Origin of the sequence: Brevundimonas sp., assembly GCF_046295075.1 — a bacterium.
In the GTDB taxonomy this organism is placed as follows: domain Bacteria; phylum Pseudomonadota; class Alphaproteobacteria; order Caulobacterales; family Caulobacteraceae; genus Brevundimonas.
This window is the reverse complement of sequence record NZ_JBKBOC010000002.1, coordinates 115,706-139,487: the sequence shown is the minus strand read 5'-3', so window position 1 is coordinate 139,487 and position 23,782 is coordinate 115,706. Positions and strand designations below refer to the sequence as shown.

General features: G+C 62.8%; 22 protein-coding genes. 11 read left to right on the top strand and 11 right to left on the bottom strand.

What is annotated here, in order from left to right; translation table 11 throughout:
• The 4 genes from ACK4MH_RS02710 to ACK4MH_RS02695 all read right to left on the bottom strand — a co-directional run bounded on the left by ACK4MH_RS02710 (position 1) and on the right by ACK4MH_RS02695 (position 5,744).
• Positions 1 to 3,150, bottom strand: a complete 3,150-nt coding sequence (locus ACK4MH_RS02710) for a TonB-dependent receptor (RefSeq protein ID WP_409714388.1) — start codon at positions 3,148 to 3,150, stop codon at positions 1 to 3.
• A 97-nt stretch (positions 3,151 to 3,247) separates the two neighbouring features.
• Positions 3,248 to 4,216 carry a FecR family protein gene (locus tag ACK4MH_RS02705; RefSeq protein WP_409714385.1) on the bottom strand — a complete coding sequence of 323 codons (969 nt, stop codon included), beginning with the start codon at positions 4,214 to 4,216 and terminating at the stop codon, positions 3,248 to 3,250.
• Positions 4,206 to 4,733 carry an RNA polymerase sigma factor gene (locus ACK4MH_RS02700; RefSeq protein WP_409714382.1) on the bottom strand — a complete coding sequence of 176 codons (528 nt, stop codon included), beginning with the start codon at positions 4,731 to 4,733 and terminating at the stop codon, positions 4,206 to 4,208. The genes ACK4MH_RS02705 and ACK4MH_RS02700 overlap by 11 nt, the downstream gene beginning before the upstream one ends.
• Before the next feature lie 456 nt (positions 4,734 to 5,189).
• On the bottom strand, positions 5,190 to 5,744 hold the full coding sequence (locus tag ACK4MH_RS02695; protein WP_409714379.1) for a TetR/AcrR family transcriptional regulator: 555 nt from the start codon (positions 5,742 to 5,744) through the stop codon (positions 5,190 to 5,192).
• 84 nt (positions 5,745 to 5,828) lie between these two features.
• On the opposite strand from ACK4MH_RS02695, the gene ACK4MH_RS02690 reads away from it, so the two are divergent.
• The 6 genes from ACK4MH_RS02690 (at position 5,829) to ACK4MH_RS02665 (ending at position 11,174) form a co-directional block, all read left to right on the top strand.
• Positions 5,829 to 6,572 (top strand): SDR family NAD(P)-dependent oxidoreductase, encoded by a 744-nt coding sequence (locus ACK4MH_RS02690; RefSeq protein ID WP_409714735.1) that lies wholly within the window; start codon positions 5,829 to 5,831, stop codon positions 6,570 to 6,572.
• A gap of 192 nt (positions 6,573 to 6,764) precedes the next feature.
• Entirely contained in the window at positions 6,765 to 6,980 is a 216-nt protein-coding gene (locus tag ACK4MH_RS02685) for a DUF4287 domain-containing protein (RefSeq protein ID WP_409714376.1), read from the top strand.
• 215 nt (positions 6,981 to 7,195) lie between these two features.
• Positions 7,196 to 7,909 (top strand): SOS response-associated peptidase family protein, encoded by a 714-nt coding sequence (locus ACK4MH_RS02680; RefSeq protein WP_409714373.1) that lies wholly within the window; start codon positions 7,196 to 7,198, stop codon positions 7,907 to 7,909.
• Positions 7,909 to 8,409, top strand: a complete 501-nt coding sequence (locus tag ACK4MH_RS02675; protein ID WP_409714370.1) for a hypothetical protein — start codon at positions 7,909 to 7,911, stop codon at positions 8,407 to 8,409. The genes ACK4MH_RS02680 and ACK4MH_RS02675 overlap by 1 nt, the downstream gene beginning before the upstream one ends.
• 475 nt (positions 8,410 to 8,884) lie before the next feature.
• Complete coding sequence (locus tag ACK4MH_RS02670; protein ID WP_409714367.1) at positions 8,885 to 9,076, top strand: hypothetical protein; 192 nt, start codon at positions 8,885 to 8,887, stop codon at positions 9,074 to 9,076.
• A gap of 313 nt (positions 9,077 to 9,389) precedes the next feature.
• Entirely contained in the window at positions 9,390 to 11,174 is a 1,785-nt protein-coding gene (locus tag ACK4MH_RS02665; protein ID WP_409714364.1) for an ATP-binding protein, read from the top strand.
• Positions 11,175 to 11,732: 558 nt separating this feature from the next.
• Here the strand turns inward: ACK4MH_RS02665 and ACK4MH_RS02660 are convergent.
• The 4 genes from ACK4MH_RS02660 to ACK4MH_RS02645 form a co-directional block, all read right to left on the bottom strand.
• Positions 11,733 to 11,957, bottom strand: coding sequence for a hypothetical protein (locus ACK4MH_RS02660; protein ID WP_409714361.1), 225 nt, complete (start codon positions 11,955 to 11,957; stop codon positions 11,733 to 11,735).
• A 125-nt stretch (positions 11,958 to 12,082) separates the two neighbouring features.
• Positions 12,083 to 12,709, bottom strand: a complete 627-nt coding sequence (locus ACK4MH_RS02655; RefSeq protein ID WP_409714358.1) for a tyrosine-type recombinase/integrase — start codon at positions 12,707 to 12,709, stop codon at positions 12,083 to 12,085.
• 148 nt (positions 12,710 to 12,857) lie between these two features.
• Entirely contained in the window at positions 12,858 to 13,304 is a 447-nt protein-coding gene (locus ACK4MH_RS02650; protein ID WP_409714355.1) for a hypothetical protein, read from the bottom strand.
• Positions 13,304 to 13,510, bottom strand: coding sequence for a ParD-like family protein (locus ACK4MH_RS02645; RefSeq protein WP_409714352.1), 207 nt, complete (start codon positions 13,508 to 13,510; stop codon positions 13,304 to 13,306). The genes ACK4MH_RS02650 and ACK4MH_RS02645 overlap by 1 nt, the downstream gene beginning before the upstream one ends.
• A 784-nt stretch (positions 13,511 to 14,294) precedes the next feature.
• Between ACK4MH_RS02645 and ACK4MH_RS02640 the strand changes: the two genes are divergently transcribed.
• The 4 genes from ACK4MH_RS02640 to ACK4MH_RS02625 all read left to right on the top strand — a co-directional run bounded on the left by ACK4MH_RS02640 (position 14,295) and on the right by ACK4MH_RS02625 (position 20,291).
• Complete coding sequence (locus ACK4MH_RS02640) at positions 14,295 to 14,987, top strand: IS6 family transposase (protein ID WP_409714349.1); 693 nt, start codon at positions 14,295 to 14,297, stop codon at positions 14,985 to 14,987.
• A gap of 137 nt (positions 14,988 to 15,124) precedes the next feature.
• Positions 15,125 to 16,153 (top strand): UDP-glucose 4-epimerase GalE, encoded by a 1,029-nt coding sequence (gene galE, locus ACK4MH_RS02635; protein WP_409714346.1) that lies wholly within the window; start codon positions 15,125 to 15,127, stop codon positions 16,151 to 16,153.
• The gene (glf, locus tag ACK4MH_RS02630; protein WP_409714343.1) at positions 16,150 to 19,839 is read left to right on the top strand and encodes a UDP-galactopyranose mutase; all 3,690 of its coding nucleotides are present in this window, start codon (positions 16,150 to 16,152) and stop codon (positions 19,837 to 19,839) included. Before galE ends, glf begins: the two co-directional genes overlap by 4 nt.
• Before the next feature lie 29 nt (positions 19,840 to 19,868).
• Positions 19,869 to 20,291 carry a BLUF domain-containing protein gene (locus ACK4MH_RS02625; RefSeq protein ID WP_409714340.1) on the top strand — a complete coding sequence of 141 codons (423 nt, stop codon included), beginning with the start codon at positions 19,869 to 19,871 and terminating at the stop codon, positions 20,289 to 20,291.
• Between the two features lie 8 nt (positions 20,292 to 20,299).
• Here ACK4MH_RS02625 and ACK4MH_RS02620 read toward each other — a convergent pair whose 3' ends face one another.
• The 3 genes from ACK4MH_RS02620 to ACK4MH_RS02610 all read right to left on the bottom strand — a co-directional run bounded on the left by ACK4MH_RS02620 (position 20,300) and on the right by ACK4MH_RS02610 (position 22,244).
• On the bottom strand, positions 20,300 to 20,968 hold the full coding sequence (locus ACK4MH_RS02620) for a Crp/Fnr family transcriptional regulator (RefSeq protein ID WP_409714337.1): 669 nt from the start codon (positions 20,966 to 20,968) through the stop codon (positions 20,300 to 20,302).
• A 113-nt stretch (positions 20,969 to 21,081) separates the two neighbouring features.
• Positions 21,082 to 21,321 (bottom strand): DUF6894 family protein, encoded by a 240-nt coding sequence (locus tag ACK4MH_RS02615; protein WP_409714335.1) that lies wholly within the window; start codon positions 21,319 to 21,321, stop codon positions 21,082 to 21,084.
• A 23-nt stretch (positions 21,322 to 21,344) separates the two neighbouring features.
• Positions 21,345 to 22,244: a manganese catalase family protein gene (locus tag ACK4MH_RS02610; RefSeq protein WP_409714332.1), complete on the bottom strand. Its 900-nt coding sequence runs from the start codon at positions 22,242 to 22,244 to the stop codon at positions 21,345 to 21,347.
• 161 nt (positions 22,245 to 22,405) lie between these two features.
• Between ACK4MH_RS02610 and ACK4MH_RS02605 the strand changes: the two genes are divergently transcribed.
• The gene (locus ACK4MH_RS02605; protein WP_409714329.1) at positions 22,406 to 23,743 is read left to right on the top strand and encodes an alpha/beta fold hydrolase; all 1,338 of its coding nucleotides are present in this window, start codon (positions 22,406 to 22,408) and stop codon (positions 23,741 to 23,743) included.
• Positions 23,744 to 23,782 lie beyond the last annotated feature (39 nt).

Here is a 23,782-nt window from a genome sequence, read left to right as displayed (position 1 = left end):
TTAGAAGACATAGGTCAGGCCCGCCGTGATCGAACGACCGTTCTTGATGTAGGCGCGGCTGGACGCCGTGCTGGCCCCGGCCGTGTACCAGTACGTGTGGTTGTCGAAGAGGTTCTGGACCTGCAGCGAGGCGGTGGCGCCGCCCCACAGCTTGCGCCGCACGTTCAGATCCACAAACTCATAATCCTGCTCGTACGGATTGTTGCCGAAGTCCTGAATGCCTTCGAGGAACTCAGACTGGTAGCTGTAGGCCGCATAGGCTTCCCAGCCCGAATATTGCCAGAACAGCTGGACGTTCGCGATGGCTTCCGGCGTCTCCATCAGCGGCAGGGTGTAACCGTCGGGGTGCCACGAAATGCCGGTTTCGGCTTCCGACCGCTGCACCGTCAGGTTCACGCTCGCGCCCAGACCCGACAGGGCGCCGGGCAGCCAGTGGAAGATTTGCTGGGCGCTCAGTTCGACGCCGTAGACCTTGGCCCACTTGCCGTTGTTGGGCATGGAGATGGTCACGCCGTCCGGGCTGACGTTCACGCCCGCCGTCCCGTCGCGGATGTTGCTGGATGAGGAGCGGAACAGGAAGTTTCGGATGTCCTTATAATAGAGCCCGATCGAATAGGCGCCGGTGTTGCCGTTGTAGCGTTCGATGGACAGATCGTAGTTGATCGCCCGCATCGGCTTCAGATCGGGATTTCCCTGTTCGATGCCGACCAGCAGCCAGTCCGAAGTCGGGTTCTCGTCGCCGTCGCCGTCTGGATCCACGTCGTAGCTGTACTCACGCGACGACGACATGCGGGCGATGTCGGGGCGAGCAAAGCTGGTCCAGATCGCGGCCCTGATCTTGGTGCTGGGATCCAGCGCATAGTTCAGATGGATTGACGGCAGAACGTTGACGAAGTCGCTCTTGTCGGTGGTGAAGCCCGGACCCTGCACCTCGTCCAGCACATAGGCCGAGATGTCGTTGCGGGTGCTTTCCACCCGGACGCCGCCGATGATCTGGGCTTCGCCGAACCGCGCGGTGGCCATCAGATAGCCGGCGAGGATATCTTCCTGGAACTCGAAGCTATCCTCGCCGCTCAGCTCCGCCTGGGACGGGTCGGTGGCGAAGCCTTCGAAGAAGGTGCTGTCGCCGTTCATGGCGCGTTGCAGTTCCGCCAGCATGGCCTCGTTGTCGATGACCACACCCAGGCGATAAAGGCCGGTGTATTCACCGTCGAACAGGTCGTCGACCTCTTTGCCAAAGAAGGGGGAGAAGTCCGCCAGCGTGCCGTCGGCGTCCAGGTCCAGGAACTCGCCATTGTAGGTCGAGCGCTTGGACGAGTAGAATTTGGCGCCGCTCTTGACCGATTCCAGCCAAGCCGAGGCCGGCTTCCATTCGACGTTAAACTGACCTTGCCACAGGTCCTCCTCGACGCCCCCGACCTCGCCAGACAGACCGGAATAGGCGTACTGCGCGGGGTCTTGCACCGCCGCCATGCCGGCGTCGTTCAGCACCCATTTCGGAAAGCGGCTGTCGCCGAAGTTGGTGACGTTGACGCCCTTGTTGCCAAGCCATCCGTATTTGTCGCTGCGGAACTCCATCTCGTAGCTGTCGTCGGTGTTGTCCTCGGACTGGGCGTAGGACAGGTCATAGTCGGTGGTGAAGTCGCCGAAGCGACTGACGCCGCCCAAGTTCAGCGACATCACCGTGCCCGTTTCGCGCGAGCCTTCCCAGAAACGACGCAAGCGGAAACCCTGCGGATCCCAGGTCCCGGAGGCGCCGTTCAGCGTATAGTAGGAACGTACCGAGCGGTCGGCGTCGGTGATCACGCCGTCGCGGTCACGATCGACGATCTGGGCCGTTGTATAGGAATAGATACGGCCCTTGGCGCCCGATCCGATGATCGCGGCGTCCGGGTTCGCCAGACCGGTCTGTCGAGGATCGACCTGAGACAGACGGGTCGAGTTCTTGCTGGTGTCGTTGCGGAAGTTCAGGCGGTTGCCGAACTCGTCCTGGGTGTATTCATTGTACTGACTGCGAAAGTGGAAATCGTGGTCGCTGCCCTGATAGTCGAGGCTGACGTTCAGGCCCTTGCGTTCCACCTCGGTCTCGCCGAACGCCAAGTCCATGCCGCGCAGGACGAAAGTGTCAGTATCCCAGCCCAGGCTCTCGCTGTTGTCGTACCAGACCGGGGGTTGGTTATCGCCGTCGACTCCATTCTGTTCGAACTGGGACTTGCGGCGCGACCAGCTGGCGGTGGCGAAGACGCCCCAGTTATCATTGAACTGCTGGCCGAATGACCCCGAAATCTCGCCAGAGGTGCGATCGTCGAACTTGTCCAAAACGCCGGCGGAGGCGGAAAGCACCGCATAGGTCGGCTTGTGATCGAACGCCGTCGGTGTGCGGATGTCGATGGAGCCGCCCAGAGCGTCGCCGTCGCGATCCGGCGTCAGGCTTTTGACCACAGTGATGGAGTCGATGCCTTCCGGGGGCAGAAAGCTGAGGCGGACGCCGCGATAGAAACTGTCGTCAGGCGAGCCGGTGCCGCCAATGCGGACCCCGTTCATGGTGTAGTTGTTCAACTCGGTTGACAGGCCGCGGATCGTGATCCGGTCGCCCTCACCGGTCGTGTGGTTGCGCACGGCGTTGACGCCCGGCAGGCGCGACAGGGACTCGGCGACGTTATTGGCGGGCAGATTGCCCATGTCGTCGGCGCTGATGACGTCGGAGATGAAGTCGGCGTCGCGCTTGGCATCGAGCGAGCGCAACATGCCGGCGGCATAGCCGACCACCACCACGTCATCGACCACGACAGCGTCAGGACTGGCTGTGGAAATGTCGGCTGTCTGCCGCACCAGTGTGATCACCCCGCGAATGTCGCGCGCCTCGACGCCAGAGCTGGAGATCATGCGACGCAGCGCCTCGCGCGGAGCCATCGATCCTGATACCGGCCGGGAGATCAGCCCCCGGGTGACGCTGGGATCGTGCACAATCTGCAGTCCCGTCTGACGCGACAGGGCGCGAAGGGCCTGATCCAGATCCTGCTCAGGCACGTTGATGCTGACGCGGGCCTCGGCGCCCGGCGTGGCCTGCCAGGCCTGAGCCGGCGCCGCCGCAGACGCGAGAACGGCCGCAGCCGCTGCGGCCAGCAGCCCGGTTTTGCGATACGACATTGAAACATTCCCCCGAGGCCGAAAGTGACCGCTACAGGGGAAGACGACGCCGCCCGCCAACCTGACAGCTGTCGCAAAAACTTGCTCTTATCGTCGCCTAACCTTCTGACAGGGCGTAATGGTCGGGGCCATTTCGCGTCAGCGTGTAGCCATGCAATCGCGCGATCGCAGCCAAGGCGTTTTCAGGCTGGTCATAGGCGAAGCGTCCGCTGACCAGGGCCTGTCCCATACCGCTCCTGGACAGGTCGACCCTGACGCCTGTGGCGCGGTTCAGATCGTCGATGACGCTGAGCAGGGTTGCTTCGTCCAGCTCCAGCCAGCCTGCCGTCCAGGCTGGCAAGGCGGTTTCGCCATCGGCCTGATCCAGTAAGGCGTGCTGAATGGCGCCTTTGAGCACCCGCACTCTCTCACCCGCTTTTGCGCGCGTGACCCCACCCCCTTTCGAGGTCACCTCCACGACCCCTTCCAGCACCATCACCTCGACCAGGGGACCGCCCGGCGTATCGTGCTGCTCGACATTGAAGCGAGTGCCGACAGCGGTGACGCGAACGCCGCCCGCATCGACGGTGAACGGACGGTGCTTGTCCGCAGCCACTTCGAAAAATCCCTCGCCGGTGAGGCGCAGGGCGCGCGCGTCCCGACGCAGGTCCGCGCGGACTTCGCTTGCGCCGTTCAGGCGAACGGTGGACCCGTCACCCAGCGTGACCGCCTCCACATGGCCGCGTTCGCCCTGGATCAACTCCCCCCGAGGCAGGGCGTGAATCAGGACCGCACACGCCAGGCTCGCCGCAACCAGGCCGGCGGTGGTCGACCAGGCGAACCGCGGCGCACGCCGAACCGATCGTTCGGCTGCGCCCTGTCGCGACACGCGCTTGGCGGCCAACAGAATGGCGGGATCAGCGAGCAAACGCTCGTGGCGCGCGAGGAGCGCCTGCCGGTCCGGCCGGTCGGCCAGCCAGGTTTGCAATGCCGCCTGTCGCAGCGGCGTCAGACCGCCCACAAGACGCTCGTCCGCCCAGAGCGCAGCCACGCGATCGTCGGTCTCGTTGCTCTGCTCAGCCGGCATGAGGCCCCTCCTCCACCGCGCGCCGCAGCATCAAGGCGGCGCGGCTGTAGTGTTTATGGACGGCTTCGATCGACAGTTTCAAATCTCGTGCAATAACATCATAGGCCTGTTCCTCGACCCGACGTCGAATGAAAACCTCCCGGCGTAGTGGAGGCATAGCCTCCAGGGTCACCTGGAAGCGGCGAAGCCGCTCGGTCATGTCCAGCGCCTCCAGGGGCGTCGCCGCTGCATCCGCCGGCGCGTCGGCATCTTCCAGATCGTCCAACGACACCGGGGGTCGCGCGCGGTCGTTGTCGATCAGGATGTTTCGCACAGCCTGCAGCGCGTAGGAAAGGGGATCCACGATAAGCGAGTCTCGCGCGCGCGACAGCACCCTAACCATCGCCTCTTGCACGACGTCTTCTGCATCGACGGCGGACCTCAGGCGTCGGCGAACATAGGCCAGGAGGGTTCGATTATGCGCCACAAGCGCTCGCCCGACCTCCTGCTCATGGCTCACCACGCGCGCATTCCTCAACAGTAAGGTTTCGCTCTAGAAGCGTTGCGTTACGAGAACCTCGAACTTTCGTGTCAGTTTGAATGCGAGGCCGAACCGTTCGGAGAAAGTCCCTACGGCAGTGAGGGAGGATGCATGCGGGCATAGCTCGCACTTGTAAGGGCGCCGCCTTCCGGTGACGCCCGAATCGAGCGCAAATCGCGGACGTCGCTTGCGCGCGCTGCTGTGCTTGACGTCCCGTTTCGTTCCGGGACTGCCGCTTGGGCGCAAAGCACCCTCCTTGCGTGACCTGGCAGGTCTGCAAAGCGCCAGATCCGGCCATTCACGCGCGCCGGAAACAGGACACTCCGCCGCGTAGGGCGGTCGGCGAAAAGATGACATCGCCCCCTCGGAACGAAGACTCAAAGTGGCGATACGCCAGTCTGGATGTCGAGGGGAACGACTCAGCGCGCCACAACCAAATCCATTTCGGTTCCGTCAGCGGATGCCGATGCCTTGGAACAAGAGGTCGATAAGATGCGGGACGCGGGATCGAGATGAGGCGCTCCTCTCCACGGAGAGGGAAATCGCAACGACCACATGAACCAGATCGTCAAAGGTGACGTCTTGGCGGATCGATCCTGCCTCCTGGCCGCATCTGAGCAGTCGTTCCCCCTCCGCAGTGATCGCATTGCAGCCCGGTGTGCCGGATTCAAGGACGGCGCCGAGCGACAAAGCGAGGCTCTGATAGAGGTTGGTGTTCTTGATCAGGTCGTCGAGAAAGGCGCGTAGGGCTTGGCTTGAGTCTAGTTTCGCGCCGCGCAAACGGCTTGTCTCCGCCACCGAGAGAAATCGCGCATTGCTGGCTCCCGCCAGAAGCGCCTCCCGCGTTGGAAAACGGCGATACAGCGTGCCAATACCGACGCCCGCGCGCTTCGCGACATCCTCCAGCGAGACGCCGGTGCCTTGTTCCAGAAACATCTCTTCGGCCGCAGCGAGGATGCGCTCGCGGTTCTTTTGCGCATCGGCGCGCAGAGCAGAATTGTCGTCCAAATTTTTACCGCCCTCGCTTGCTAAGTGGAGGATGCCTCCACTATATAAGTGGAGCAACCCTCCACTTATTGGAAAGCATTGAAAATGACCCATCGGTTTGAAGGCAAGGTTGTCGTGATCACGGGCGGCAGCGATGGCATAGGTCTGGCGACGGCGAAGCTATTCGCGGACGAAGGCGCCCATGTCTATGTCACGGGACGCCGTCAGGAACTGCTCGACGAGGCTGTGAAGGTGATCGGCAAGACGGCTGTCGGCGTCCAAGGCGATGTCACAAACTCCGCCGATCTGGACCGGCTTTACGATCGGGTTCGGCAGGACCACGGCCGGGTTGACGTGGTGTTCGCCAACGCCGGCATGCACGCGATCGTCCCGATCGAGGAAATCGCTGACGCCCACTACGACAGCATGTTCGACCTGAACGTCAAAGCGGTCATCTACACGGTTCAGAAGGCGTTGCCGCTGATGTCGGCCGGAGGCGCCATCATCCTGAATGGCTCGATCGCCGGGAGTAAGGGTTTCCCCGGACAATCGCTTTACAACGCCAGCAAGGCCGCCGTGCGTTCCTTCGCAAGAAGCTGGACGTCCGACCTCCAGGCGCAGGGCATCCGGGTCAACGTCGTGGCCCCCGGCGGCACCGCCACGCCCCTGATGCGCAACTTCCTGGATGCGCGACCGGAAACAGAAGAGACTTTGAATCGGAACGTGCCCTTGGGGCGGTTGGGACAGACCGATGAGGTCGGGCGAGCCGTGCTCTTCCTGGCGTCTGACGACAGCAGTTTCATCGCAGGCCACGAGCTGTTTGTAGACGGCGGTGTCGCGGCGGTTTGACACGGAACCGGGCGGAGCAGACTTCTGCCCCCAGCCGACTTCACTGAATGGCGCTTAGGCGCAATAGCGCCATGCCCTCACCTGCTTCGGAGCGTCCGTCATGCGCCAGTTTCGGACATTAGCGCAGAGGCGCATATCAGACGTTCGTGCTAGCCTTTCTCATTACGACAGACGCCATCTCGGAGAGATTACATGAGCGACGCCGCACCGAAGGGGCCTGTTTCCTACTTCCCTTCTATCGAGAAGAAGTATGGCGAGCCCATCGCTCATTGGCAGCAGATTGTCCGCTCCGGTTATCCCGCCAAGCATATGGAGCTCGTCACGCTTCTCAAGAACGAGCACGGCCTCGGTCACGGCCACGCCAACGCCATAGTGGCGTACACTTTAGCCAGTGACGGCCTGAAGTAGCGGCAGATACGGGGACAATGCCGGCTACGGCCTTACATCAGAAGAGCGCCAGGATCGGTAATTCACTGATTGCCGGAAACACGACATTCAGCGTGCGGCTCGAAAGTCAACTTTTCGGCCGCTAGCATCAGACGGTTCCCGACCCCTAGCTGCCATTAGGACGGTCCGGTTTCGGGTGACTCCACAAACCCGGTTCGTCGTGCGAGCGTCGCCACATGTGCAACCTCTATCGCCAGCGCTCCGGTCCTCAGGCAATCATGGACATGGCCAAAGCCATGCAATCGACCGTCGGCAACCTGGCGCCTGGCGATATCTATCCCGACTACCCCGCGCCGATCGTCAGATGGGAAGGCGACGAACGCATCCTCGCCTCCGCACGCTGTGGCATGCCTTCGTCCAAGAAGGCGATCTTCGACAACGCGACCAAGCGCGCCGACAAGCTGCGAGCCAAGGGCAGCGAGGTCGATTTCCAGAAGATCCTGGAGTTCGAACCCGATAGCGGGACGACCAACGTCCGCAACACCAGCTCAAGCCACTGGCGCCCGCACTTGTCGACGGCGCATCGGTGCCTGGTCCCGTTCACGGCTTTCAGCGAACCGGGCAGGGACGCGGTCGGCAAGTACCGCCCGATCTGGTTCAAGCTGGCGGGTGACGATCCCGATCCGCTGGCCTTCTTCGCCGGCATCCACCTCCAGGCCCACACCGGCGTCCGCAAGATCAAGACCGGCGTGGAGACGATCGACGTCTTCGCCTTCCTGACGACCGAGCCGAACGCTGAGGTCGGGGCGGTGCATCCCAAGGCGATGCCTGTGATTCTCACCGAACCTAACGAGATCGAAATGTGGATGTCGGCGCCGTGGGAGATCGCTAAGGAACTGCAACGCCCACTGGCAGGCGGTAGTCTAATCAACCTCACTGAGCAGATGTAGTGACCGCTCTAGTTCTCATGATCATGGCGCTGCAGACTGCCCCGATACCTCCGCCACCCCCGCAAGACCCAGGCCCCGAACGGCGCGCCGCCGCTGCCGCGCTTTTCGACGCCGATCCCTACACGTCCGAGAACAGCTGGGGCATCCGCATCGCCGCTAGCCGTCTGGCCGGCGACGTTCTGACTGAACGCAACGCCAATCTTTACGACCGAGACAGTCGCCTCGCTGACCGAATGGGAGTCAGAGCAAAGACAGGTCAGGATGAGATCATCGCCGCCGCGATCAGGTGTGTGGCGGAACCTATCGCCTGGCGCCTTTATGTGCCGGACCTGGTTGCGCTCAGAACCTTCTCGAAAAGTGCGGAGGGCAGGCCCTTTTGGTCCTACTTCGTGGCTTCGCAGCCTTGGTACGACTGTTTTCGACAGCCGGTGCGAGATTACCTGGCCCCGTATGTCGATGAAGATTTGCAGATCGTGATAGCGGAGACCCCGCTTCGGTGAACCCAGAATGGGAAAGGCCGCCACCCAAAAGGATGACGGCCTCAGTTGCGGAGCCTGTCGCCTAGATGCCGCCTGATCGAACTACGACCACGGCAATCAGGGCCAGGCAGATGACGGCAGCAGCCGCAATCGCTAGCCCAGAGATTTTGAACGCGCCCTTGCTCACCTCGTCGGGCGCGTCTTCGTAACCGATAGGGGTATCGCGTGGGGGCTTTTCATCCATAGCCCACCAACGCGCCCGCAGCATAAGCGGTTCGCTGTCCGGCCGATTTATTGGTGATCTAGCCCGGCTGAGGCGGCGCGGCGGGCGAACGCCAGCCAGGCAGGCTCTTTAGAGGCCATGATCCGTCTCCAGGTTGTTAGAGTTGCGTTTCGAAGCTAAGCCGCAGCCGTCGCGGTTCGTGCTGGAACTGCGTCAGGCGGTCTGGTCGGTGGCGACATCGGCTGGACCGCATCACCGCAACGGGGAATTGCGATGGATGACGGAACGCTGGAGCGGCGCGCCATGGGGGCGGAGCAGCTGGTCGCCGCCAAGATCACCGAGTTCGGGGCCCACCTGACGGCCGGCGATCGGGCAGCGGCTGAGCGGGCGCGAACGGAAGCGCTCGCCGCTCTTGAAGCCCATCTGGACCTGACCGACCAGTTGATCAGTCAGACGTTCGCCTGATGTCGATCGAGCACGACAACGGAAGCCCGCTATGGAGCGCACCAGAGCCGAAGTGGTCAGGGAAGGTGCGCGTGATCGCCCTAGTCGTCGCCAGCCTCGCCGCTTGGGCGGTCGTCGCCGGCGGCGCCTATCTGATCACGCGATGGGCAGCCGGGTAAGTCTGTTTTGCGGTCAACAGCCAAAGACCGCTCACGACCCATAGCGGACGTTAGCCACCAAGCAGCCGATGACCACGGCCAAGTCGGCAAATATCATTTTGACATTTTTAGGACAAGTTCACGGCCCCTCAACCAAACGCTGTGATCTTGCCTAGATGCGAGATCAAGACTGGACCGATATTGCGCGCCGCCGCGTCCGGGAGTTTCCCATCCGGCTGTTCTTCAGCGTGGGAATCGCGGCAGCCGTCTTTCTACATGACGCGGCAGCGTGGCCGGTCATTTGGTTGATCGCGACAGTCGCTGCGCAACTCGCCACGTCCTGGATAAGCGCGCCGATGCGTAGGGAGGGGTTTGTCGCACCCCACTGGCGTAAACAGCTTTTTGTCGCGTCTGTCGTTGTCAGCACCACCGTGTTTGCGAGCGTCGCGCCGTTGGCATGGTTCATGGAAGGTTGGCAGGGGCGAGTGCTCGCTGTCACTGTGCTTGCAGGTGGGGTGATGAATGTGCGGTTGCACGCGAGTTCCTCCGCCGCAATGGTTTGGGCTGCTACGGCGCCGTTTGGCCTGTTGCTTCTGGCCTTGCCTCTGATTTCGCTGGTGACCGAGCCGGGCAAGCAGACCGCTGCCTTCGTCTGTCTCGCCAACTTTATGTACGTGGCTCATCTCGCCGCGGCGACGCGACGGGGACTGGCGGACAGCAGGGCCGTATCGGCATCGCTGGATCTGGCGGAAAAGACGTCTGAAGAGCTGAAGGCCGCAGCTGAAAAAGCGGGGGCCGCCAACCAGGCCAAGTCGGAATTCTTGGCGAACATGAGCCATGAGATACGCACGCCCCTTAACGGGGTCATGGGGGTAGCCGGCGCACTGGCGCGCACGAATCTTGATTCAAATCAGCGTGAAATGGTCCAATTGATCGAGGGGTCCGCGAAAACTCTAGAGACGCTTCTCACAGATATTCTCGATCTTGCGAGGGTCGAAGCGGGAAAGCTCACCGTCTTGGCCGAGCCCTTCAACGTGGCTGACGCCGTCAATGCTTGTGCAGCGTTGTTCGACCCCCAGGCCCAGGCAAAGGGGCTGGACCTTCAAGTCGTCGTCCATCCCGACGCTGCTGACGCTTACATAGGCGACGCCGTGAGGGTCAGGCAGATCATTGCCAATCTGCTGAGCAACGCCGTCAAGTTCACGCCCAGCGGGAGCATCCACCTGACAGTGGCCGCGAAACCTGAAGCCTCTCACACCCGCTTCACCATTAAGGTTCGAGACAGCGGCATCGGGTTCGATGCAAACGCACAAGCAAAGCTGTTTTCCAGGTTCGAGCAGATTGATGGTTCAATCACGCGGAGCTTTGGCGGTTCAGGCCTGGGCCTGTCGATTTCCCATGCACTAGCGGGTGCTATGGGAGGGACGCTGACCGCAGATGGCGCTCCCGGAAAGGGGGCGACCTTCACCTTGACCCTGAAATTAGCCAAGGCTCCTTCAAATACTCAGGCCGTTCGGGCCGACGAGGAAGATCAAATCGAAGCTGCACCTTTACAAGGCGTTCGCATACTTTTGGCCGAAGATCATCCCGTCAATCGCCGTGTCGTTGAGCTCATCCTGGGCGCGGGTGGGGCCAGTCTGACGTCCGTCGAGAATGGGGCCGACGCCGTCAACACAGCAAAATGCGAGACCTTCGACCTGATCCTTATGGATATGCAGATGCCGGTCATGGACGGCCTCACTGCCATCACCAAAATCAGGGCGTTAGAGGCAACGGGCGAGGTTCTCACCACACCGATCTACGTGCTTTCGGCGAACGCCATGCCAGAAGATGTCGCGAAGTCTATGGCAGCTGGAGCCGACGGGCATATCTCCAAGCCGATAGAGGCGACACGTCTATTGGACCAAGTGTGTCAGGCGATCACGGCAGTTCGGTCAACTGAGCTCGCCAACGTCGCCTGACAACCCCTGGCTGACGTCGACCGCAACCGCTTTCCGGCCTGGGGCCAACGTCCGCTTTCGGCCTCTAAGACCAGGACTGAAATCGACCCGAAGCTGACCTTTATTCGGCGCAAGTTTTCACGACCACCTTACGAGGGAGGTTTCGGTTATGGCGCTCGATTTCGCGTTCACGGGCGAGTGCAGTCCTATGGTCAAGCACTCCAACATCGACGCGAACTGCATCTGCTCCGGGTGTTTTCAGGCACTCGATGCCGGGCGTCATCCACACGAGCCCCTCCGTTGTCGCTCGCTCGATCCATATGACTTGGTCAGCGAAAAGATCGGGTTTGCGTTCACAGCTCAAGAGCGATGCTGCGACGGATAATAAGACCGACCATCGGGTGATTTTTGAATGGAGCATGAGCCGAATGATGTCGTGCTCAGCTTCCGTTTTCCACCCCTAGCTGACGCCGACCCAGCCCGCTTTCCGGCCTGGAGGCCAACGTCTGCCTCCGGTGCTGAAGCCCAGGACCAAATTCGACCCAATGCGGAGGTGTGAGCGGCTATCAGGCCGAAGCATCAGCGTTGCTGATCAAAATGAGCCAGCCTCTTGCTTCCTAGCTTCTTCGCCCGTGAGAACACTCCCCCATACAAAAGATACAGGAAATAAGCCGCCAGACCGGGCACCACAAAGATAGACAAGACTTCGGACACTTCAGAAGGGATGCCGTAAAGCCACAGGCTCACGAGGACGAAGAATCCGTACAACGGCGCGAAGAAAAATCTGAGCTTTCTGGAAAACATAATGATCAAGTCCCTAGCTTCGCTTTATCAGAGCAGCGGCGCATCCATGTTGCAATGAATGTCTGCTTTCCACCCCTTCAAGACCTTGGGACAGTCCGCTTTCCGGCGGATTGTCCCAAGCTGGCTTAGAGGTCTATCTGCTCCGAGATCTCCAGCGCGTCATCCACTTCGATGCCGAGATACCTGACAGTGCTCTCCAATTTCCCGTGGCCGAGCAGTAGCTGGCAAGCGCGGAGATTGCCGGTCTTCTTATAGATCAATGCCACCTTTGTCCGCCGAAGGCTGTGGGTACCGTAGGCGCTTGGATTCAAGTCGATTGACCTCACCCAAGCATCGACCAGGCGAGCATATTGTCGAGTGCCTATGTGCTCTCCATCTCGGCTGCGGCTGGGGAACAGCCAGTCGTCACGCCGTCGTCCTCGGCGCTCCAACCAATGAGCTAGAGCTTCTCTAGCGGCCTCCGTGATTTCGAACGGTACGGGCCGACCGGTCTTTTGCTGAATGATCGTCGATCGTTGCCGAATGACACCGCCTTGAGCAACATCACCGAGCCGAAGCTTCACCAGGTCACAGCCTCGTAGTTTGGCGTCCAAAGCGATGTTGAACATTGCCAGATCCCTGACCGAGCCGACCGACTTCAAATGCTGTCGGATCGCCCAGATGTGCCTTGGCTTGAGCGGTGCTTTGGCGCCGGTCATTCGACCAGCGTTCCAAGATTTGCGAGGAATACGAAACAGATCGGGCTGGCTCATGGCCACCTCCCGCGATCGACGCCCCCCGTCGCAGAATACGCATACGGCATCGTTGCGCAAAAACCGGACCGTCGCGGGCGTGGTCCTGGAGCAGGCTCTCCGCAGTTCGGCTAGGGGTGGTGAGCCGCTGTCCGCGATGTGGTTCGGCTCAGAGACCAACGCCCAGGGCTGTCCAGGCCGCCATCTCACCGTCCGCGATCGTCAGCGACACCCGCCAGGCTTCGCTTCGGCGGAGGATGTAGACATGTTCCCACTCAGCAACCAGCTGGTCCCCGTGACCCAACATCCGGTAAGCGATCCGCGCCTGAGCGACATCCGGAAACAGTTCGTCCGCCGACAGGACCTCACCGACGGGCCGAACGACGCCCTGTTGCCGATAGAAGTCCATCAGCGTCACGCAGTGATCGCGAAACGCATCCCGAGGCATGGCGAAGTTGCCGGTTGGCGAGGGAAATAGCCCGACAGGTTCCCACATCTCACTCAGGGCTTCCGCGTCGCTACGAGCGAACGCATCGATGTACCGGGCAAAAAACTGATCGATCTGGTCGCGGAAGGCCGTGATCGGGTCGGATAGGATGTTGTCCCTGTGATCCATCAAGCTGCGACTGCCGACGCATGCCGGTCGTCCGCCGCATCGATTTGCGCCCTGACGATGTCGTTGAATGTCAGGGTCGGGTTCGCTTCGGCCAGCTTGCCCATCTTTATCCAGAACTCCGCCTGCGCATTGATGGATCGACACATGACGGAGCTTGCCCGCCGAACATCTTCATGCAGCTGATCGTCGATTTTTACGAGGCCCATCACTTTTCCTTCCGCTATACGAAGCGTTTATGATCCGTATATCAGGCTGTCAATCTCGGGCTTCACGGGCATGGCTTCCACGGCAGACGAAGTCGGCTACTGAGATGCCCGCAGAGGGTCGATTTCAGTCCTGGGCTTCACCGCCGAAAACCGGCGTTGGCCTCCGGGCCGGAAAACGGACGCGCCGAACTGCGGCTAGGGGTGGAAAGCTGACGCAGGCTGAGGCAACTTAGCTGTCTCAGTTGGAAAAAAGGATTATGCCCATGGGGCTAAGCATCGCTCAGAGAACGGCAGGCTTAGTCATCGCATTGCTCTTGTCAGCTTGCGTGCCCTCGGTTTCTTACACCAACTCGGCTCCGAATGCCGGTTCGGCGCTCAGAGCTTTAGCGGCAGAGCGCAATCTTACGCACTATCAAGCCCAGGCCTCTAGACACATCGATCCTGATTTCACGGAGCTTTCGTTTTGCTCGGCAGATGGCAGCCACGTTGTAATTCAGGCTGTAAGGATCACCGACGGCGGGGTGTGCGGTAGGGAGATGCGCTTCGAGCCAATGGGACCCTCTGAGCGGAGACCAGAGCGATGCTGGGAATTCAAGGAAATCTCGACTGTCGGACAGCCTCGGGACGCTATGGTTGTCGGATACTATCCTGTTAGAGGATACCTTCGCTGCCCAAAAGGATAGGCAGCAGCGGCTTATCTGAGCGTCGGCTTGGTGCTGTCAGTCTAACGCTAACTTGTCTCCACTTCAGAGCCGCCTAACGGTCTGATCGGAGATCGCATTTCGTGAAGCCACTCTCGTTTAAGCGCCATCGCTTTCCAGCGGCGGTGATCCGGCAGGCCGTGTGGCTCTACTTTCGCTTCAGCCTAAGCTTTCGCGACGTCGAAGAGCTGATGGCCGCGCGCGGGATCGACGTCAGCTACGAGACGATCCGTTGCTGGACGATCAAGTTTGGACCTCAGATTGCACGACGGCTGAAGAAGCTTCGCCCCTCCCCTTCTCCACGCTGGCATCTCGACGAGGTCGTTTGCTCAATCGGGGGAAAGCGGATGTTCCTATGGCGCGCGGTCGATGATGAGGGCGAAGTTCTGGACGTCGTCGTTCAGCGACGGCGAGACACTGATGCGGCTTTGAGGCTGCTCCGGCGTCTGCTGCGAAACCAGCCCATTGAGCCAGAGAAGATCGTGACTGATGGGCTCGCATCGTACCAGGCGGCGCTGGGCCAACTTGGCTTGCGGCACCTCCATTCACCGGGTCGGCTTCGAGAGAACAATCGAGCGGAAAACTCGCACCTACCAATCCGCCGACGAGAGCGGCAGCAGCAACTCTTCAAATCCCAGGCGTCAGCCCAGCGCTTTCTGACTACCCACGCCGCGATCTACAACACCTTCTACGCCCAACGACATCTCATCAGCCGTAGGAATCTCCGTCACTTTCGCACGGGGGCTGGCGAGACCTGGGCGGTGGCAACCGCCTGAGATTCGGTGGGCTAACCAAGTTGTGCCCTCAAGTCGATAACCTGACAGCGCTCTGACAACGCTGCCGCAGGCTGTGACCAACACCTGACTTTCGGAACGTAGGCCTTGTGGCGGCGCTCCTTTTGGCAGGAGCCCCCATGACAACTTCACGTTCGGTCCTTGTAACCGGCGGCGCCGGCTACATCGGCGCGCACACCGCCAAAGCCCTGCATAGGGCCGGCATTACCCCCGTCGTCTATGACGATCTCAGCAACGGGCATCGCGCCGCCGTCCAATGGGGGCCATTGGTGGTCGGGGACGTGCGCGACCGCGACCATCTCTTGGAAGTCATGAACGACTACGGGATCAGCGGCGTGATCCATTTCGCCGGTCTGATCGAGGTCGGACGCTCAACCGCAGATCCCGCGCCCTTCTGGGACATCAACGTCAACGGCGTCGCCGCTGTGCTGTGGGCGATGCGTGAGACCGGCGTGCGCCGGATGGTCTTCTCCTCGACCGCCGCCGTTTACGGTCTGCCGACCGGCGCGGTGGACGACCGCTTGGCGGAGTCCGCGCCGACCCTTCCGATCAATCCCTATGGCGACGGCAAGCTGGCGGCCGAGCGGATGATCGCCGCCCATGCCCGCGCTTACGGATTGGAAGGTGTCGCCCTGCGGTATTTCAACGCCGCAGGCGCGGACGAGGACGGCGACCTAGGCGAGGCTCATAGCTGCGAAAGCCATTTGATACCCCTGGCGATCGAAGCCGCGCTTGGCCTCGGTCCGGCGCTGACGGTCTTCGGCGCGGACTTTCCGACGCCGGACGGCGCTTGTCTGCGCGACTACGTCCACGTCTCCGATCTGGCGCGGGCCCACTGTCTGGCTCTGGACCTGCCGTTGGGCGGGGAGCATTTCGCGGCGTTCAATCTCGGCGGCGGTCGGGGCCATTCGGTATTCGACGTGCTGGCCGCCGTGGAGCAGGCAACCGGGCGCCCCTCCCCCCATCAGATCGGCGCACGACGCGCCGGCGACCCTCCCGCGCTGGTCGCGGACTGTCGCAAGGCCGCTGAAAGGCTGGGCTGGCACCCTCATATCGCCTCCCTATCGGCCATTGTGGCCAGCGCTGTGGCTTGGCGCCGCGCACCCCGCTTCGGCTTCCGCCCGCAGCTCGCCGTGGTCGTATCTTGACGTCCGCCGCGCCGGAAATCTGGGGCGGCGTGGAGTGCACGGTCAACCGGGTTGGCGACCAGGTCATCGACCAGATACGGATGACGGGGCATCACGACCGTCTGTCAGACCTTGATCAATTCCATGCCTTGGGTCTTCGCGTCCTGCGGGTCCCCCTGTTGTGGGAACGGATCGAGATGGCGCCGAGCGTCCATGACTGGACCTGGGCGGATGCCTATATGGCCCGGCTGTCGGAGCTCGAAATCCGGCCTATCGTCGGCTTGGTTCATCACGGCTCTGGGCCCCGATGGGCCGATCTGACCACGCCAGATTTCGCGACAGGCCTCGCGGCCTTCGCCGGCCTCGTCGCGGCGCGCTATCCGTGGGTGCGGGACTGGACCCCGGTTAACGAGCCCCTGACCACCGCGCGGTTCAGTTGCCTGTACGGTCATTGGAGCCCGCATCAGCGTGATGACAAGGCGTTCTGGAACGCGCTTCTGAACCAGATCGACGCAACCGCCGCCGCCATGACGTCCATTCGAACCGTCACGCCCGACGCGCGACTGATCCAGACCGAGGACTTCGGCCACGTGACGGCGACCCCGCCATGCGATCCCCAGGCGGAGTTTGAGAACCTGCGACGCTACATGACCTGGGACCTACTTGCCGGTCGCGTGGACGCAGCCCACCCGCTTCGCGCCATGCTGGATGACATGGGGCATTCCGAGAGGCTGGATCGCCTATGCGACGAAACCTGTCCGGCCGATCTGATCGGCATGAACGCCTACGTCACCAGCGACCGGTTTCTTGACCACCGACTTGAGCTTCATACGCCCGCGAGCCACGGCGGAAACGGCGAACTGGCCTATGCGGACATCGAGACGGTCCGCGCTCTGGAGACTTGGCGCCCCCGCTGGGGCGAGGCGCTGGCGGACCTGGCGCAGCGTTACGACCGCCCGGTCGCCGTCACCGAATGCCATCTCGGCTGCAGCGCCGACGAACAGATCGCCTGGCTGGCCCAGTGCTGGGACGCCGCCTGCGCCGCCCGCCGATCCGGAATTCCGGTCGAGGCCGTCACCGTCTGGTCCTTGCTCGGCTCGGCGGGGTGGGACCGACTGCTGGTCGGGCCGAACCATGCCTATGAGGCGGGCGTCTTCGACGTGTCCAAGGGCGCGCCCGTCCCGACCCCGCTGGCCGCCTTCGTCACTGCCCTTGCTGCTGGCGAGGCCGGCACGGCCCCCGTGCGGGGCTGGTGGACCGAACCGGCGCGACTGACCCTCGACGCCCGCCGGACTGCACCCCCTCCAATCCCTTCAGAGCCCCGTTCCCTCTTGCTGAAAGACTCGTCCATGGCTGCTCCGGATCCCACAACCTCGGTCGTTCCCCTTCGCCAGGACGATACCAGCCATCCCGCCGTGGTCTGCTTCTCCCATCTGCGTTGGGATTTCGTCTTCCAGCGTCCGCAGCATCTGATGACGCGGCTCGCCGCCACACGGCCGGTCATCTACGTCGAGGAGCCGATCTTCGAGCCCGAAGCCGAAGTCGCCTTCCACCTCACGCCCGACCAGCCCGGCGTCGTCATTGTCGCCACCCCGATCCTGCCTGAAGGTCTGTCGCCAGCCGAGGTCGAATCCAGTCTGCGGAACCTGTTGGACGATCTGCTGTCGGCGCGTGGCGTCCATCTTCCTGTGCTCTGGTATTACACGCCCATGATGCTGCCGATCTCGCGGCACATCCCGGCGGGCGCGGTCGTCTATGACTGTATGGATGAGCTGGCCAACTTCCGTTTCGCGCCAGCCAGCCTGAGGCCGCTGGAGCAGGAACTGATCGCAAACGCCGACCTGGTCTTCACCGGCGGCTACAGCCTGTTCGAGGCCAAGCAGCACCTCCATGCCGACATCCACCCCTTCCCCTCCAGTGTCGACCGCGACCATTTTGGCCAGGCGCGCGACATGGAAGTGGTGCGCGACGATCGCCCGACTTTCGGATTCTACGGCGTCATAGACGAGCGGATGGATTTGGGTCTGCTCGCCGCCGTGGCCGATGCGCGACCTGACTGGTCGATCGTCGTCGTCGGCCCGGTGGTGAAGATCGCCGAGAGCGAACTGCCGCGCCGGCCCAATCTGACCTATCCCGGGAGCGCGGCCTACGGCGATCTTCCGGCCATCCTTGCCGGGTGGGACGTGGCCCTGATGCCGTTCGCCCTCAACGAGTCGACACGTTTCATCAGCCCGACGAAGACGCCGGAATATCTGGCGGCCGGCCGGCCGGTTGTCTCGACCTCCATCCGCGACGTTGTGCGTCACTATGGCGACCTGCCAGGGGTCGAAATCGCCGACAGCCCGGAGGCCTTCATCGCGGCATGCGAGGCCGCCCTCGCGCTTGCGCGTGGTCCAAAGGCGGCTTGGCTTCCGGCGGTCGACGGCCTGCTGGCCGAACTGTCGTGGGACCAGACCCTGCTGCGCATGACCGCCCAGCTCGACCGGGTGACCCGGACCCGCACGCCCTCAGCCGCGACGAGCCGCGCGCCAATCCGGCGTAGCAAGCCACGCACAGACTATGACGTGCTTGTCGTCGGCGCAGGGTTTGCCGGCGCGGTGATGGCCGAACGGCTCGCCTCCGAAGGCGGCAAGCGCGTGCTGGTCGTCGATAGACGCCCTCACATCGGCGGCAACGCCTATGACGAACTGGATGCCGCCGGACTGCTGATCCACCGCTACGGCCCGCACATCTTCCACACCAACTCGGTCGAGGTGTTCGCCTATCTGTCGCGGTTCACGCGCTGGCGGCCTTATGAGCATCGCGTCCTAGCCCAGGTCGGCGATCAGCAGACCCCGATCCCGATCAACCGCACCACCCTGAACCAGCTTTATGGTCTGGAGCTGAACACAGACGCCGAGGCGGCGGCCTGGCTGGAGGCGCGCGCCGAGCCGGTCTCCCCGATCAAGACGTCCGAGGACGTCGTGGTCTCTGCGGTCGGCCGCGAACTCTACGAGACCTTCTTCCGCGGCTATACGCGCAAACAGTGGGGCCTCGACCCGTCGGAGCTGGACCGGTCCGTCACGGCGCGGGTTCCGACCCGCACCAACACCGACGACCGGTATTTCACCGACGTCTTCCAGGCCATGCCGCTGGACGGTTACACGCGCATGTTCGAACGCCTGCTGGAACATCCGAACATCGAGGTGCGCACCGGCGTCGACTATCGCGAGGTCGCCGATCAGGTGGATGTCGAACATCTGGTCTTCACCGGCCCGATCGACGAATTCTTCGATCACCGCTACGGCCGGCTGCCCTATCGCTCGCTACGGTTCGAACACGCCACCCTGAACCAGCCGCACGCCCAGGCCGTCGCCACAATCAACTACCCGGACGAGGCCACGCCCCAGACCCGCGTCACCGAATACAAGCACCTGACCGGCCAGATCCACGCGAAGACCAGCGTCACCTATGAGTATCCGTCGGCCGAGGGGGATCCTTACTACCCCGTGCCTCGCCCAGAGAACCAGGCGCTCTACAAGCGCTACGAAGCGCTGGCCCTGGCGCGGCCGGACGTCAGTTTTGTCGGGCGACTGGCGACCTATCGTTACTACAATATGGACCAGGTCGTGGGTCAGGCTCTGGCCGCCTATCGCCGGCTTTCGGAACGGCTTGAGCGGCCTTCGATCAAGTCCGTCTCGACCGCCTTCGCCGAGCCCGCCGGTTGAGCCCTCTCATCCCGACACCTCCAAGGCAAGTGATCAAGCTGGAGCGCTGGGCGTATCGTAGCCGCGCGAACACGCTCCAGCCGTCTCTTGCGTTGATCGCCGACATTCTGGCTGTATCCGAGCGGAACAACAGCCGCGATCACATCACCGGCAGTCTCGTCTTCGACGATGGCTGGTTCTTCCAAGCAATGGAAGGACCGGCCGTGGGTCTGGACCGCCTGATGCGACGGCTGGAGTCGGACAGCCGACATTGCGAAATCGACGTCGTGCAGCAGGGCCAGGTCACCTCACGCCTGTTTCAGGACTGGTCGATGTCCGTGCCACGGCTGACGCCGTCCTTCGCGCCACTGATGCATCAGGTTCTTGAAGCGTCACGGACAAGTCCGTGCGAAGCGATCCGGCTGCTGCATCGTCTGGCGGTCGAAGATGCGATCCACCCAAGCGCGTCCTGAGGCGCGGATCAGGCCGCGAAAACGTCGCCTGCTACGCCATCTGGAAGACTGTCGTGGCTGAGCGAACAGCACGCCGCCTCGGCAAGCTTCTGGCGATCCAGAACGATCGTCCTCCCACGGATCGTCCGGATAGCGCCCGCACGGCGCAGGGTCTGGCAAGCGGCGTTTACGCTGGTGCGGCGAAGGGCCAGCATGGCGGCGATGTCGGACTGGCACAGGGGCACGTCGGACCCATCGCAGACGGCGTCGATCTCCAGCAAAAGGCTGGCGACGCGGGCTACTGCGGGGTGGGCCATGGCGCAGGCCAGGCGGGCGTCAGCCGCTTGCCGTCGACGCTCGGCGGCGAGAAGCAGAAAGCGAAGACCGGCATCGCCAGCGTCGTCGAGGAAGGTCTTCAGCGAAGCGCGATAAATCTCGCCCGCCGCGATCCAGCGCCCGCTGGCGCCACCGCCCAGATCGACCAAGTCGCCCGCCCCCGCGACGCCCGCACACAAGGGCGACTGGTCCACTGTCAGCAGCAGACAGCCCCCGAGCACCACCGCAATCTCGCCTTGCGCCTGGAAGGCGTCGCCCTTTTTGGCGGCGTCCACGCCGCCGCTGCGCAGAGCGCGAGCCCTTATGTCCATGTCCAACGGCGCAAACGCGCGCCACAACCGCAGGGTTGCAGGACGAGCCATGGGCTCCATCATCGGTTGAGACGTCATGGCGAAAGAGGTCTGCATGAAAAAAACCCTGGGCCTTTCGGTCCAGGGCTGCATTCACATGCGTTAAGTCTGCAACGGATCGCGCCTCAGTGAGGGGTGGAAGGCGATCCGCCGGGTGACGCGGTGACTTCCGCCACCACCCGCCCGCCGGCGTCCATCACCTTGACGCTGAACCGACCGTCCACCCAGAAGGCCTCGGAGTGGTCTAGCAACAGCGCGGCGAACAGGAGAACGGCTTCACGCCGCGCCGCCAGGTCATCGACAAGTTCTTCACCTTCGTTGTCGGTGAAGATTTCGCCATTGGCGCTATGAAAGAAGTACCGCATCCAGCCTTCGGGCGGTGCCGCCGTCAGTCCTCCAGTCGCGTCATCGTGCCTGCGCCCGGGCCTGCGCCGAGGTCGGCGCCGGTGACGGGATTGACGCTGGGATCCGACGCCGTTCGCGTCGCGAAGGCCTCGACAGCGTCCGTTTCGAGAACGGACAGTTCGACGCTTGCGGTTCCATCACCGCCATCGACGGCGGCCTGGGCGTCGTAGTCATCGACGAACTCCCACTGCTCGCCTTCATTCCACGGGCCCCGCGCGTCGCCCTCGCCCTGGGACAGGTTGAAATATTTGTCCGAAAACTCCGGCAGGCCGGCGAGCTTGCCGGTCGGGAAGTTGGGCTCGATGGCGTAGAGCGCTTTTTCGAACGACTTCTGGTGGGCGACCTCGCGGGTCATCAGGAAGGCCAGGGCATCCTTGATGCCGGCATCGTCTGTGCAGTTGATCAGGCGTTCATAAACGATCTTGGCGCGCGACTCCGCCGCAATGTTCGAGCGCAGGTCGCAGGTCGGATCGCCGATCGAGTCGATATAGGCTGCGGTCCACGGCACCCCGGCCGAGTTCACCAATGCCGGCGCGCCGCCGTAAAGGATCGACGTGGTGTGGCTTTCACCGCCCGCATTGAGAGAGGCGTAAAGTTCGGCCTCCTCCAGCGCCGCCTCGGCCAGCTGTCCCTTGACGCCGCGGTTCAGCATTGAAACGATCGACCCGATCACCTCCAGGTGGCTCAGCTCCTCTGTGGCGATGTCCAGCAGCATGTCCTTGCGGCCTGCATCTTCTTCGCCGAGCGCCTGGGTGAAGTAGCGCATGGCGGCGGCGAGCTCGCCCTGCGGGCCGCCGAATTGTTCGAGCATGAGCGTGGCCAGGCCGGGGTTCGGCTCGGCGACGCGCACCGTGTACATCAGTCGTTTGTTGTGCATGAACATGGGGATGATCCTTTGAGGCCAGGCTGATCAAACCGGTCGCCAAGGCCCCTGTTCCGAAAGTCGCATCGTGGACACTGGCGCGCTTTTCCGATCGTTCGGGGAACATCCGTCGGGGACGGCTGGTTGGCCTCGGAGCGCGTTTTTGCGCACCGGATGCCGACATGCCCCTTACCTTCCTCACCCGGCTACTGCTGGGGGTCTTATCGATCCTCTGGATCGCCCTGGCCGTCTATCTCCTCTGGTCGTGGCAGGACGGACGTGTGGTGACGGACCCCGCCGGAGAAGCGGTGCGGGTCTATGAAGACTGGCGTCTTTGGGGCGCCCTTGGGCTGATCGCCTGGTCTCTGCTGGGCCATGTGCCGCTCCGCTTCCTATTGGCGCGCGGGGACAGGGACAAAACCAAGGCAGAACGCGGGAACGGCGCAATCATCGACGGCCCCGACGGCGCGCGCCTTTATGTCGAAAGCCACGGCCCGGCCGACGCACCGGCCCTGGTGCTCACTCATGGCTGGGGATTGGACAGCACGATCTGGTACTACGCGCGCCGGGCTCTCGGCGATCGTTTCCGCGTGGTCGTGTGGGATTTGCCGGGACTGGGCCGCTCGCGCGGTAACATCTCGCTTGAGGCCTTCGCCCGCGACCTCGGGCGTGTGGTTGAATGGACCGGCGGGCCCGTCGTCCTCGTGGGTCACAGCATCGGCGGCATGGCGATCCAGACGCTGATCCGCGATGGGGAACCTGCGGTAAGAAATCAGGTCAAGGGCGTGGTCCTGCTGAACACAACCTACACCAACCCGCTCAAGACCATGATCGCCTCGCCTGTCATGAGGGCGCTGAGACATCCGGTGCTCGAACCGCTGATGTGGGTCGCCATCGTGCTTCAGCCCGTGATCTGGCTGTTCGCCTGGCAGGGCTATCTGAACGGGTCGGCGCATCTGGCGCATCGGCTGGGGTTCGGTCGCTATGTGACCCGCAGCCAGCTGGACCACACCAGCCTGTTGTCTACGCGCAATCCTCCCGGCGCCTCGGCGCGCGGCAATCTAGCGATGTTCGCTTGGGACGCCACCGACGCCGTTCGTGGCTTCGATGGCCCGCTGCTCGTGGTGACGGGTCACGCCGATATCGTCACCCTGCCGTCGGCCGGCGAGGCGATTAGGAATGCGGCTCCGCTGGGGCGGCGGCTGGACATCGAGGGGGTCAACCACATGGGCCTGTTGGAACGCCACGACCTTTACAACGCCGCGATCTCGGAATTTGCAGTCGAGGCTTTCGCGCACGTCGCGACACCCGCCCCGGCCACCAACGACCCCCGATCCGGACTGGCCCAAGGCGGTCTCGGCCACGACGAAGATCAACTGCTCGAAGACGGGCAGGAGGAAGTCTTCTCCCGCGCCGAGGTCGAGAGCGGCCTGATCGAGCATCATGCCGATACAGAGGTCACGCCTGACGACGAAGGCGTTCGCCCTCCCTTCCCTGCTGGAACGCTCGGACATGGCTGACGCATTGCGACACGCCATACCGAAGATGGCCGTCCATCT

Bases quoted from the DNA above. Each gene is read 5' to 3' on its own strand.
- ACK4MH_RS02710 (WP_409714388.1), bottom strand. From the start codon at position 3,150: ATGTCGTATCGCAAAACCGGGCTGCTGGCCGCAGCGGCTGCGGCCGTT.
- ACK4MH_RS02705 (WP_409714385.1), bottom strand. From the start codon at position 4,216: ATGCCGGCTGAGCAGAGCAACGAGACCGACGATCGCGTGGCTGCGCTC.
- ACK4MH_RS02690 (WP_409714735.1), top strand. From the start codon at position 5,829: ATGACCCATCGGTTTGAAGGCAAGGTTGTCGTGATCACGGGCGGCAGC.
- ACK4MH_RS02685 (WP_409714376.1), top strand. From the start codon at position 6,765: ATGAGCGACGCCGCACCGAAGGGGCCTGTTTCCTACTTCCCTTCTATC.
- ACK4MH_RS02680 (WP_409714373.1), top strand. From the start codon at position 7,196: ATGTGCAACCTCTATCGCCAGCGCTCCGGTCCTCAGGCAATCATGGAC.
- ACK4MH_RS02670 (WP_409714367.1), top strand. From the start codon at position 8,885: ATGGATGACGGAACGCTGGAGCGGCGCGCCATGGGGGCGGAGCAGCTG.
- ACK4MH_RS02665 (WP_409714364.1), top strand. From the start codon at position 9,390: ATGCGAGATCAAGACTGGACCGATATTGCGCGCCGCCGCGTCCGGGAG.
- ACK4MH_RS02660 (WP_409714361.1), bottom strand. From the start codon at position 11,957: ATGTTTTCCAGAAAGCTCAGATTTTTCTTCGCGCCGTTGTACGGATTC.
- ACK4MH_RS02655 (WP_409714358.1), bottom strand. From the start codon at position 12,709: ATGAGCCAGCCCGATCTGTTTCGTATTCCTCGCAAATCTTGGAACGCT.
- ACK4MH_RS02650 (WP_409714355.1), bottom strand. From the start codon at position 13,304: ATGGATCACAGGGACAACATCCTATCCGACCCGATCACGGCCTTCCGC.
- ACK4MH_RS02645 (WP_409714352.1), bottom strand. From the start codon at position 13,510: ATGGGCCTCGTAAAAATCGACGATCAGCTGCATGAAGATGTTCGGCGG.
- galE (WP_409714346.1), top strand. From the start codon at position 15,125: ATGACAACTTCACGTTCGGTCCTTGTAACCGGCGGCGCCGGCTACATC.
- ACK4MH_RS02620 (WP_409714337.1), bottom strand. From the start codon at position 20,968: ATGGCTCGTCCTGCAACCCTGCGGTTGTGGCGCGCGTTTGCGCCGTTG.
- ACK4MH_RS02615 (WP_409714335.1), bottom strand. From the start codon at position 21,321: ATGCGGTACTTCTTTCATAGCGCCAATGGCGAAATCTTCACCGACAAC.
- ACK4MH_RS02610 (WP_409714332.1), bottom strand. From the start codon at position 22,244: ATGTTCATGCACAACAAACGACTGATGTACACGGTGCGCGTCGCCGAG.
- ACK4MH_RS02605 (WP_409714329.1), top strand. From the start codon at position 22,406: ATGCCCCTTACCTTCCTCACCCGGCTACTGCTGGGGGTCTTATCGATC.